At 41.8% G+C, this 12,186-nt stretch carries 8 protein-coding genes and 1 tRNA gene; 5 read left to right on the top strand and 4 right to left on the bottom strand.

Annotated elements, in window-relative coordinates; genetic code table 11:
- Window positions 1-391 precede the first annotated feature (391 nt).
- From RA156_RS16685 to RA156_RS15380, 4 genes are all read left to right on the top strand, one after another.
- Complete coding sequence (locus RA156_RS16685; RefSeq protein ID WP_350339790.1) at window positions 392-859, top strand: Arm DNA-binding domain-containing protein; 468 nt, start codon at window positions 392-394, stop codon at window positions 857-859.
- A 96-nt stretch (window positions 860-955) separates the two neighbouring features.
- On the top strand, window positions 956-1,612 hold the full coding sequence (locus RA156_RS15390; RefSeq protein WP_306641341.1) for a site-specific integrase: 657 nt from the start codon (window positions 956-958) through the stop codon (window positions 1,610-1,612).
- A gap of 605 nt (window positions 1,613-2,217) precedes the next feature.
- Window positions 2,218-3,000 (top strand): helix-turn-helix domain-containing protein, encoded by a 783-nt coding sequence (locus RA156_RS15385; protein ID WP_306641340.1) that lies wholly within the window; start codon window positions 2,218-2,220, stop codon window positions 2,998-3,000.
- Window positions 3,001-3,223: 223 nt separating this feature from the next.
- Window positions 3,224-6,064 (top strand): Alw26I/Eco31I/Esp3I family type II restriction adenine-specific DNA-methyltransferase, encoded by a 2,841-nt coding sequence (locus RA156_RS15380; protein ID WP_306641339.1) that lies wholly within the window; start codon window positions 3,224-3,226, stop codon window positions 6,062-6,064.
- Between the two features lies 1 nt (window position 6,065).
- Here the strand turns inward: RA156_RS15380 and RA156_RS15375 are convergent, their stop codons facing one another.
- Together RA156_RS15375 and RA156_RS15370 are read right to left on the bottom strand one after the other, a co-directional pair.
- The gene (locus RA156_RS15375) at window positions 6,066-7,760 is read right to left on the bottom strand and encodes an Alw26I/Eco31I/Esp3I family type II restriction endonuclease (RefSeq protein ID WP_306641338.1); all 1,695 of its coding nucleotides are present in this window, start codon (window positions 7,758-7,760) and stop codon (window positions 6,066-6,068) included.
- On the bottom strand, window positions 7,741-7,968 hold the full coding sequence (locus RA156_RS15370; RefSeq protein WP_306641337.1) for a helix-turn-helix domain-containing protein: 228 nt from the start codon (window positions 7,966-7,968) through the stop codon (window positions 7,741-7,743). Before RA156_RS15370 ends, RA156_RS15375 begins: the two co-directional genes overlap by 20 nt.
- A gap of 70 nt (window positions 7,969-8,038) precedes the next feature.
- Here RA156_RS15370 and RA156_RS15365 point away from each other — a divergent pair, with 70 nt between their 5' ends.
- On the top strand, window positions 8,039-8,446 hold the full coding sequence (locus RA156_RS15365) for a hypothetical protein (RefSeq protein ID WP_306641335.1): 408 nt from the start codon (window positions 8,039-8,041) through the stop codon (window positions 8,444-8,446).
- Window positions 8,447-8,580: 134 nt separating this feature from the next.
- Here the strand turns inward: RA156_RS15365 and RA156_RS15360 are convergent.
- Window positions 8,581-8,652: transfer RNA gene (locus RA156_RS15360), tRNA-Arg, on the bottom strand.
- A gap of 68 nt (window positions 8,653-8,720) precedes the next feature.
- Entirely contained in the window at window positions 8,721-12,173 is a 3,453-nt protein-coding gene (locus tag RA156_RS15355; protein ID WP_306641334.1) for a T9SS type A sorting domain-containing protein, read from the bottom strand.
- Window positions 12,174-12,186 lie beyond the last annotated feature (13 nt).

Here is a 12,186-nt window from a genome sequence, read left to right as displayed (position 1 = left end):
TTAGGTATTGTACCCTAAAAATACACAAAAAGCGCTGTAAACAAGGTGTTTATATCGACTGAACTCGCTTTTTACTCGATAAAGTGCTGGACTCTGAATGGTAAAATTGACCATTGATTTTGGTCTGTTTTCCTTCGATCTGAAAAGCAGCCCCGTCAGGTATCTAACGGAGGGCAACAAAAATAGCTCTTTTTTGGATGGTCATTTGTTCTTTTCCTTGCCATACATCCAGTTCTGAAAGGGCTAATAGTCCCTGAAAGATCAACTAGTTCGTTGTATTATTTAAGTAATAACATGAGAATTTATGGGTTTTCATCACCTCCCATTACAGAGGTATTCAAAGTCCTTTTGGACCCCATCATGGACACCCTATTCTCCCAAATGAATCAATATGAAGACTAGAATTAGAAAAAAGTCCGGGAAGCAATACTTATATGCAGATATCAGCTTCTCAGGTTTCAGAGTCAAAAGCTCACTTGGTATTTCTGTACACTCAGGCAGGTTTAATCAAAAGACAGAACAAGTTGAGAACTGTTCTGATGATGTAGAGATTAACGAGCTAATAAACAGGTTTAAGATCGAGATTCAGAGGGCTCTTAGACAGCTTCAACTAGACAATGACATCTCAACTCATTCGGTTAAACGTGAAGTAGAACTGATAAAATCAAGACTCACCGATCCCAAGCATTCGGATGATGACAAGACTTACCTTCTTCCTTATGCACAAAGGCACATACTACGGTCAACTAACGTTAAGAAGCCAAATACTATAAAGCAGTACAGGACTTGCTACAAACACTTAACGGCATTTGAACGGACACTTAAAAAACGGATTTCATTCGATTGTGTGAACCATTAGTTCTATGACAAACTAATTGAATACTGTAATAATCAACTCAACTATTCTGCGAACTCTACAGGGCGAATTATCAAGTTCATTAAGCTACTAATGGGCTTGGCTCTAGAAGAAGGTTTGCACAGTAATATGATTTTTAAATCGAAGAGTTTTAAAAAACCTCATGAGACATCTGATTCGGTGTACTTGGGTGAAGATGAGATTCAGCGAATAACAGAGGTTAACCTGAATGAGAAACTAAATAATGTTAGGGACCTATTTCTGCTTGGCTGTCATACAGGGCTCAGATTTTCTGATTACGATAAGCTGAAGCCTCAGTATATGGTAAATGATGGGAACTTACTTAGACTAAGGACACAGAAAACAGGTGAAGAAATCATTATTCCACTTCATCCAAGAGCCAAGGCCATCATTGAAAAACATAATAAGAATGGTGGGATACAGCCTATTTCAAATCAGAAATTCAATGAATACGTTAAAGTCGTTTGTCAAAAAGCTGGGATAGACCAAATGACAACAATTTCTAGAACTATTGCGGGGCGAAAACAAGACTTTGTCAACCCGAAATATGAGCTCATTTCCTCACACACAGGACGACGCAGTTTTGCCACTAACGCATATCTGGCTGGCGTACCATCACTGGCGATTATGAGCATTACGGGACATCGCACTGAATCTAGCTTTCTTAAATATATCAAGGTGTCCAAGGAAGAACAGGCCAAAGTGATTTCAAACCATTCATTCTTTTCTCCTTAATAACCAGGTCATCTGTACTGGTTTAGTCACGATCCACCTTTACTACGGGGTAGTCGTCTCAACTTGGGAATATCGCTCATTAGTTGGCCTTCTTTCTTGAGCCGTTTAGGCATGAACCAACAGTCCTTTTTTGAATAGCGAAGTTGTCGTAAATTCCTGTCCAAGGATGATATTGTTGGTTCTACAGTGAGCTGTGTGTCCGACTTTGTTGCCCTGCCGTGGGTTCAGAAATCGCAGGTGTTTTTTGGGGTTTCTTGCTCAAGGGCAATTCGGAATAAGGATAATATTTATACTATTCTTTAATATTTAAATATTTAATAAGACCTCTAGAGTTTTGGCTCGTGAGGAATTAAAGGATTCATGATAAAACTCGTTTGCAAACACATATTCAAAGAGATTAAAAAAGAATAGCGTCTTGAGAAACACAAGATTGAACTAGAGTATCGAACAAATGGATGGGGCCTGAAAGATCGCACAGAGCATGACTATTGGGGGACACCATAGAACTAGATCCCAGATGGACTCAGAGATATATCAGGTCACGTTTTATGTATTCGGTTATTTCCCATCGCATCTTTTAAACAAAAACCGCCGGCAAGTTAAAAGTGACTGAGGAAGAGGTGCAAAAACTTTATAATTCTTTTCGGGTGAGGCAAGATAAATTCAACAGTTTTGAGCACAAAGATGAGTTTCGTGAATATGTCCATAAGCTTGCTGTTGATTCTTTGAAGACAGTCAGGAATGAACAGAAGAAATTTGATGAACAAAACTTAGTCTTCCGAATACTTTATAGCAACCCTACAATGAAGGCAAGGAGAAAGCAGATCTCTTCAATTCGAGATAGGGTCACTCACCTTAATGAAGTGATGACCCAGAATATGCAGAGATACAAGGAGCGCGAAATTTCAATCCAAGAATTTGATGACATACGTTGTGACGTTGACGAGCTACTTGAGTACTATTATGAAAAGATTCAAGAACTCAATAGTGAGTATGGAAAGGTAAGTGACTTGCCACAATATAAGCGAAGAAGACGTTTAATGATGAGTTTCAGAATCGATGACCTTGAACCTCATGAACGAATCTTCATTCCTCAATTTTTCTTCCGAAATAAAACCACCATAAATTTTCTTATTGAGGAGTACTGCCGTTGGTTTAATAATGTGAAGTTTAAAGAGGAAATCGAAGACCAACAAAGGGAAACAAAGAATCGAAAGAGAAGGGAAGATAGAGCAATGAAGACCTCTGATCAAGAGAAGAAGAGAAAGAAGAATCAACGCAAGCTCAAGAAGTACTTGGATTCACCACTTTCTTACGGGGAGATCTCCAGAATAACAGAAATACCAAAGACTACAGTAAGGAGATTGCTCATAGATATGAGGGGATAGTGTTCCAAACTTTGGTCTGCTTTTTCGCCTATATATGACAGATATTTTTATCGACATACTTCTGGACCGGTTCTAGGCTGAATACGACTCAGGTGATTGTCAACGTAATTAGGTTATGTCCTGATGTAATTGATTTGTGAATAACTCAGGATATAGGGCACGGCTGAAGCTCAAAAGATCCTCGGATTGCCTTATTTTTGAAGACTATAATTAGCACTCTGTAGTGGAGCATTTAGAGCACATAAAAGACACCCCTAATGCAACTAACCTCAAGGTTAAGTTATCGGGTAAGTACTATACACATCATTCAATCGCTAGTCATGGCATCCGAAATCTCATTGGGATCTTGAAAAATGAAGGGCGCTTTAAATCGAGATATACCGTATGTGATCCCTTTGCTGGTGATGGACGGCTGGTGTTTTGGTTCTTAGAAAAGTGGGCTGAATTTGGGTTGCCTGAAGTGACGTGGACTATCCATCTCTGGGATATAGAAAAGAGTGGGCTTGAAGGTGTTAGAGAAAAGCTGATGAAGCTGGACATAGATATTGATGAAATCAACATTGTTATCCAAGACGCCTTTAAACATAACGCAGAAGAGAGATATGGTTTTGATTTCATTTTGACGAATCCGCCATGGGAAATGATCAAACCCGACAGCCGTGAGCTAAAGTATTTAGGTGATCAGGAAAAGGCTGATTACATCTCCAGTTTGAAAGCATATGATAAGTATCTGGCAGAGAATTATCCTCTTTCTCAACCAAAAAGAAAATTTGCGGGTTGGGGAACAAACCTCTCAAGAGTAGGGGTAGAGTTGATTAGAAACCTAGTTTCGCCGAATGGTTTTACCATGGTTGTTTTGCCTACATCTTTTCTAGCAGATGATCAATCTCTATCACTCCGGAAGGAACTCTTTACCATCGATTCGATTCACACAATAGACTATTATCCTGCAGAGGCTAAGCTATTTGGTAAAGCCGATGTCGATTCAGCTGTACTTGTCTTCAGAAGAAATGGAGGCAAGTCTCAAAAAGTTCTTCTGTCAAAATTTGATCAAGAATTGAATCTAGAGCGCAAGGAGAGTGTTGATTTAAATCACAAAATAATTGTCAGCTCGGGCTATAATTTACCAATGAATATTAGCAACAGAACGCTTGATATTTTACAGAAGTTAGGTCAACACAATAAAGATTGGCAACAAATAGAAGAGGATATAAGTGAAGGGCTATGGGCAGGGAGAGAAATTGATGAAACAGGTATCAAGGCTTATCTTGTCCCAAACAATGGCCACCCCTTGTTTATAAAGGGACGAATGATTGACCGGTTCAGTATAAAAGAGGGAGATTTTCAATCATTTAACAAAAATGGTTGGACGGCACCCCATTCTGTGGTGAAAGAAAAAATCGTCTGGCGAGACGTTTCACGATCAAGTCAGAAAAGAAGAATGATAGCCACTATAGTTCCTCAAGGCTTTGTAGCAGGAAACTCTCTTGGAGTATGCTTTTACAAAGATGGTAGTTCAAACGAATTGAGAATACTACTTGCCATTCTCAATTCGTTGTGCTTCGAGTTTCAACTGAGAAATAACCTTGCAACGGGTCATATTTCCCTGTCTTCAATGAGAAAAACGAAGATACCTTCGAGGGTCAGATTCCATAACTTTGGTCATCTAGCTAAACTTGTAGGTAAGCAACTGGAAGGAGGAGATGTTGAGGCTAAGATAGACGCGTATGTAGCCAAAATAATTTACGGCTTAGATATCTCCGAATATAGTTTTATCGTAGATACATTCCAGAAATTATCAGTTGAGGAAAAGGAAACACTAATGAGAGAGCATCAATTACTGGAAGGTATAAATACAGATGGAACAAAGGTTGAAATTAAGATATATAACCACCTTTCATCTACCTTAAGTGAAATGGATTTGACGATTGTTAAATCAGTACCACCCGGAGGTAATTGGAAAGATATTCCAGAAGATGTTCCCTCAAAGCGAGTCCAGACTATTCGCGCTGGCTATAAGGCGGGAAAAGGTAGCCGATCTACATACTATGGCAGGTTGTTACCAAACATGCCCTCCTATACTATCAATACCTATTTGAATAGACCGGGTAATGGCTGTCATATTCATTACAATCAAGATAGAGTAATATCACAGCGCGAAGCCGCAAGGTTTCAATCTTTTCCCGATTCTTTCGAGTTTATTGGGTCACAGCAATCGATCAATACACAAATAGGAAATGCTGTTCCGCCATTGTTAGCTTATCAAGTAGCATTACAGATTTCGGAAGTGATAGGGACTAAGGGAGTTTACGTTGATTTGTTTTCTGGAGCAGGGGGTATGGGATTAGGTTTCAAATGGGCTGGATGGAAGCCTCTTTTTGCCAACGACATTGAAAAACGCTTTCTTGAGACATATGCAAGAAATGTTCATGATGACACAATTCTTGGTAGTATAACGGACCACCAGATATTCGATACCCTTGTCCAAAAAGCTTTTAAGTTCAAAGAAGAGAATAAAAGAAAGCCATTTTGGATTCTAGGCGGGCCTCCGTGTCAAGGTTTTTCAACTGCGGGCAAGAAAAGAACAATGGAGGATCCTCGAAATCTGCTTTTCCGAGATTATACTAAGTTCCTGACAATGGTACAACCAGATGGGTTCGTGTTTGAAAATGTATCTGGTCTTTTGAACATGGACAAAGGTAAGGTCTTCCAGGAAGTGAAGAAGGAATTCAAGAAGGTTATCAGTCATGTTGATGGGTTTGTTCTGCAATCAGAGCACTACGCAATACCTCAAAGGCGCAAGAGGGTTTTTTTAATAGGGCAACGTCAGTACCTTGGTGAAATCACACCCCCAGCAATAATTACAAAGCTAGATCCAACTAAAGATTTGTTTAATCGCTACAAGCAATGCATTTCTGCTTCAGATGCTCTGTCTGATTTGCCTAGCCTAATTCCAGGACAGAACGGTGATACTCTTGACTATGTCGGGCCTCCAGTCAATTCGTATCAAAGATTGATGAGAGGATTAATAACTGCAAAAGAATACATTCGCGAATTTGGATGAATTAATCATCAAGTTCAAATTGAGCACGGACATATCGATCTTCGTCCCATAGACTAGAAAGTGCTTCAGCGATTTTCCTCATTTCAGATCCCATTATGCCTATGGCCTCATGGAACAAAGAGGGAACCTCTTTAGGTATTTTCGCTATTATCTCCCTAGTATCGGCTTCGGAAATAACTCCTGCCTTGGAAAAGACAATGTGACATAGTCTTGAGTTCAATTCTTTCGTGTCTTCAGAGCTATTATCAAGAAGCTCAATGACTTTCTCCACAGCTTCATCCATTGAAGCCTCATCTATAATAAACAAGTGTCTATTCTCTTTCTCTCTGTATGAACGTAGAGCCTCAAATCCTATTCTGAATCTTCGAGCCTTTTGTTCAAGTGCATATTTATTGTCTCGGGGCTCTTTTTCAATTGAATCAAAGGTGGTTATGTAATTCTCAGCTCTCAAACCGGGGAATGACACCTTGAAATCCGCAAATTCTAGTTCCAGTAGTATAGTTAGTAGATAAATTTGTCGTTTCTCAAATAGCTTTGACAGCAATACCATCGCATTTCGCTGATTATCTCTCATAATCTTGGAAAGTCGAAGTGATGTCTCTTCGCTGTGAACTTTCTCTTGAAGTATTGCCCAAACATCTTTCGCATACCACGAAACAACTTGAACACCTCTATTTTGATCTTCAATTAAGTCTTTTACATCCTGAAGAGTCATTCTGTTATTTTTAGCAGAATTGGCTTCTTTGCTTAATAATCTGAATTTTGGTCGGTGACAAAAACCAAGCGATATTGGTCCTATGTGGTCAGCGGTGGGGGCTCCTTCTCCTCCATCCGCATTTTCTTCCTTCGACATTACACTCCTCACCAACCCCATTAGTCTGTCTGCGGCTATCCAGTCTCCCTCAGACCAGTATTCAAATACTCTTCGATCTGTGGAGTAGCTTTTTAAGTTGGCAGAAGATCTTCCTTTGTCAGCTTTAGATCGACAGCATCTATTAAAGGAGTGGAATCCATCAAATCTATCTGGGGCGTTGGACATAGCTCCTGGGCTGAGTAAAGAAGGTTCTCTAGGAACGTATTCATCTTCAACCCATAATAGCAGAGCCTCTATGTCTTTAAATTTAGGAGGGGTAATTGCAGAGGTTCTCAGGATAGCTGGGGCTTTGTCAATCAAATCTTCGCCATAAATGTCAAATGCTCTTTGAAGCAACTCATCAATTGGTTCAATAGGTGATACTTCAAAGTCATCATCAAAAATCCGCTTAAACCTTTTGATCATCATTGATTGAGGATAGACATAGGCAATTCGAAGAACTATCCCACATCTTTTACAAGGCTTTTCACCCGTAGGATGTATGGATTTGGCTGTCTTGCTTATCCATTTATCTGAGGAAGGGTCTATTCCTAATGACTTAGCTTTATTCGTCCACCAGTCTCTTCTTTTCTGATGAGTGTGTTGATATTTTCCCCCTGATCTATTTGAAGGAGCTTCCCATTGGATTTTTCCATCATCTTTTACGGCGTCTGGCATGCCTTCATAAACAGGGTGCGTGACAGTTGCTTTCATGTACTTTACGAAAGGCTCTGCCCAATTCTCACCTTTACTTCCATAATCCTCAGGGTCGTCACTGATATAGGAGAGTTCATCACTTTGGTTAGTGTACTTGTTTCTTTCTTCAGCCATCACTGTTGTCACATAATTGCGAGATTGATACCTCAAGTGCATTAGCGATTTTTTCAATGTTCAAGAGGGTAATATTCTTTTCTGCACGCTCTATCATTCCGATATAAGTTCGGTGTAAAGAAGCTCTATGTGCCAGTGCTTCCTGTGAAAGACCTTTCTGCTGTCTATAGAATTTGACCTGAATTCCGAAGTGAACAAGAATATTTGAGTTTTTTTCCACCGCTAATCTTAGTATGCACAAATCTATTGCTCGATTGGCTTCTGTGCCACATACTATAATTAGCACATTGTTGTTTGACTCAGATTCCGAACTAGATGCTGTATTAACTGTTCTAGCATCCCCTGTCCCATATCCTCAACCATCTTACCCCCTCCTTCCTTCTGCTAGGGGTTTTGTTCCAGCTCAGAGCAATCCACCTAGTACAAACATTAAAACAATAATTTTGGAAGAAGAGATTGTGTATGCTGAGATTGAAACTGTTTCAACTCGTATGAAAAATGACAAGGATATCGTGATTATCAGCGATGGGGCACTATTCCTAATATGTAGGGAGGTAATTGCCCGCAAATACAATGAACAATTCTATCCAATTGATCCAGAAGTAGAGAGAATGTATATGCTGTTCAGAAGAGGTAAAACAAGGGTTATATCTTACTCTCCTTATGCCTATGATCCGGAAGACTTCATTCAATTATGACAACGAACATGAAGGTAATTCAATTTCTTGCTGGACAACTTTTCGTCCCCCCGATACTAGTTGATCCCAAGCGATTTTCACCAGAAGAATATGTTAGATGAGAAAAGCCCACCAATACTGATGAGCTTTAATTGTAGCCCCGCCAGGAATCGAACCTGGATCTAAAGTTTAGGAAACTTCTATTCTATCCATTGAACTACGGGGCCGAGGATGGCAAATATAAGCATGAAAAAAGCCCCGCAAATGCGGGGCTTTCAGTATGATCGTAAACAATTTATTGCTTGATCAAACGAATCACCTCTTTATAGTCTCCGTTCGTTACCGTTACGAAGTGAATGCCGGCTGCGAAGTTCGATACATCGATGACCTCATTCAACTGCGTCTGGTCTTCTCCGTAGTTCTGGCTGAACAACAGACGACCTGATACGTCGCGGATTTCTACTTGAATCGTTGCTTCTGGGTTGAGCTCTGTCAACTTCAAGTTCGCATGTGAGATCACCGGGTTAGGAATCAACATCAATGCTACTGCCGTTTCCTGATCTGTCAACGAGTACATTGGTCCTTCGTAAAGACCTTCGTTGTCGTCTTCGTAGATACATGACCCATCGTCAAGTGTTGCCTCTGGGTTGTAGTTCAAGGCTGCTGGGTCAGTACATCCAATCACATCGATTGGATCGTCTCCACAATCGGTGTTGATTCCGAAGCTTACTGATTCGAAGTCTCCTTGATCTAGCGTTCCAAGTACCAATAGGTCTTCCTCTAATAGGATGCTGATGAACCCTCCGTTCCATCCGTCACCGAATGAATCGTACATGTTCAAGGTGTAACATTCACCTTCGTACAGACATGCCGTAGAAGTTGAAATCATGTCGTTTCCTTCTCCTTGACCAGAAGCGATGACATTGCCTTCGCTATCTGTGATGTCCCAGCTTACTTCTGCGCCCCACATTTCTGTAGTCAGCAGAATCAATGCTGTTTGTCCGTCACACTCTTCGAAGTAGATACAAGATCCATCATCGATAGTTGCCTCTGGGTTGTAGTTCAAGGCTGCTGGGTCAGTACAACCCATGATGTCCATTTCGTATTCACATGAACCGTCGTCTGCAGTGGCATCCGGGTTGTAGTTCAATGCGTTTGGATCTGTACATCCGTACACCTCTTCGTCTCCACAAGAACCGTCGAGTGAGAAGTTCACTGTTTGGGTCACCGCGTCATCATCAAGCGCGTCTGTGCTTACTTCGTAGCCGTCAGCCGTAATCCAGTAGTAGCCACCGTACCATCCGCCGTTTCCAGCAGTGTTTGTCATTTCAACGGTGTAACACATGCCGTACTCGAGACAGATGTCGTAGTACATAATGGCAACATCACCTAGATCACTAACAGAAATCACTTCGTTGCCATCGCTGTCAGTGATAGTTAATGCTACTTCACTTCCGTTTCCGAAAGTACATACGTACAGTGTCGCCAGTGTTCCTTCCCCGCAATCAACAGGGTAAACACAAGAACCGTCGTCGTCTGTAGCCCATGGGTTGTAGTTCTCAGCATCTGGATCAGTACATCCGTACACTGGGTACTCGCATGAACCATCGTCAATCAATGCATTGTCATCGAAGTTCAACGCGTCTGGATCAGTACATCCGAAGATGTCGTCAGCATCTGAACACTCATCGTCGTTCACGCCGAAGGCGAAGGAACCAATGTCCCCTGTATCCAATGCCCCTTCCGCGATAGCGACACCATCGATAGAAAGAACCACAGAACCACCATTCCATCCATCGCCGAAGGAATCAATCATGACGAAGGTGTAGCAGCCGTCTTCTAGACACGCGTACTCAGTGTAATCACTATTATTCTCGTAACCACCTTCGCTTGAATAGTGAAGGTTTCCTTCAGCGTCGTAAATCTCGAAGCTCACCTCATTGGCCCATGATCCTGTCATCAAGTCAATGCTCACTTCGTTCGCGTCACATGGCTCAGGGTATTCACATGAACCGTCGTCCATGGTAGCATCTGGATTGTAGTTTGATGCTTCTTCATCAGTACAGCCGTAAACGATTTCATCGTCACAAGATCCATCGATAGAGAAGTTTGTCAACTCAACGGTCATGTCATCATCCAATTCGTTGATGCTCACCTGCTCGTTTCCTACGTTAATCCAGTAGTAGCCTCCGTACCAACCGGTATTTCCAGCTGAGTTAGACATTTCCACCGTGTAGCATTCACCAGCTTCCAGACAGATCTCGTAGTACGCAATCGCACCACTATTCAGATCGTTCACGGCGATAACTTCATTTCCTTCACTGTCTGTGATGGTCAATGAAACTTCTTCCCCGTTTCCGAAGGTGCAAACGTAGAGGTTAGCCAAAGTTGCATCACCACAGTCTACTGGGTACACACACGAACCATCGTCTGTATTTGCCCAAGGGTTGTAGTTGTTGGCCGCTTCATCCGTACATCCATAGATTGGGTATTCACATGAACCGTCGTCGATGGTGGCGTCATCATCAAAGTTCAGAGCGTCTGGATCAGTACATCCAAACGGGTCTGCACATTCCTCTGTGTTCACCCCGAATACCATTCCTCCGAACTCACCTGTTTCGAATGTGAATGGTTCAAGCGCCACTCCGCCGACAGTCAATTCCGCGATAGCGCCATTCCAGCCATCACCGAAAGAATCGTATCCATTGAAAGTGTAACAGCCGTCTTCCAGGCATGCTACTTCTAAGTAATTTGAATCAGAGGAATATCCCCCTCCATCAGCTACAACGTTTCCATCTGCATCTGCAATGCTCCATGAAACTTCTGAGCCGAAGTACCCTGTCGTGAGGTTAACAACAACGATGGTTGCTTCACAGTCTTCATAGTACTCACAAGAGCCATCGTCATCTGTAGCCTCTTCATTATAGTTGTAGGCCTCAGGATCAGTACATCCAGGGGTTGGACAATCACCGTCAACGGTGAAATAAACTGTTTCTTCAGATAGGTTGTCTGCAAGATCGTCGCTACTGATTTGATCACCACCTGCATTGATCCAGTAGTATCCTCCAGACCATCCTGTCTCACCCGCGGCATTGATCATGTTCACTGTGTAACACTCATTCGGGTCAATACACAGTTCGTAGTATTCAATAGCACCATTTCCTAGTCCAGAAACGTAAATAAGCTCGTTTCCTTCGCTATCTGTGATCTGCATTTCTACGTTTTCACCGTTAGAGAAGGTGCAAACGTAAAGGTTGGCTACAATGCCTTCCTCACATGTAAATGGGTATTCGCATGAACCATCGTCTACGTTGGCCCACGGCTGATAGTTCAAGGCTTCGGGATCTGTACATCCTTCTATTTCGGTGATACAGTCTTCGCTATTAATTCCGACTGCATACACGCCATATTCACCTTCTTCAAGGGTGAATTCTGCCATGTAATCTCCATACGAGATCGTAACAGAACCTCCGTTCCATCCGTCTCCAAAAGAATCTGTGAGAACCAGTTCGTAGCACCCATCAGCAGCACAAAGCACAATGGCTTCGTCGTTGAAGATACCACCTAGTCCGTCAGACAGGTCAAAAATCACATCGCCTTCTTCATTGACAATGCTTAGACCAATTTCTCCTGGGAATGTTCCTGGGTCAATATTGACGAGAATCTCAGTGCCATCACAATCAATCTGAGCAAAGGCGCCAGACGCTGACAACAGGATTCCCATCAACAGGGTAAAAAGCTTCTTCATAGTGGTGTTGGTT

Origin of the sequence: Sanyastnella coralliicola (assembly GCF_030845195.1) — a bacterium.
GTDB lineage: Bacteria > Bacteroidota > Bacteroidia > Flavobacteriales_D > Sanyastnellaceae > Sanyastnella > Sanyastnella coralliicola.
This window is presented reverse-complemented; position numbering and strand designations above follow the sequence as displayed.

Bases quoted from the DNA above. Each gene is read 5' to 3' on its own strand.
- RA156_RS15355 (WP_306641334.1), bottom strand. From the start codon at position 12,173: ATGAAGAAGCTTTTTACCCTGTTGATGGGAATCCTGTTGTCAGCGTCT.
- RA156_RS16685 (WP_350339790.1), top strand. From the start codon at position 392: ATGAAGACTAGAATTAGAAAAAAGTCCGGGAAGCAATACTTATATGCA.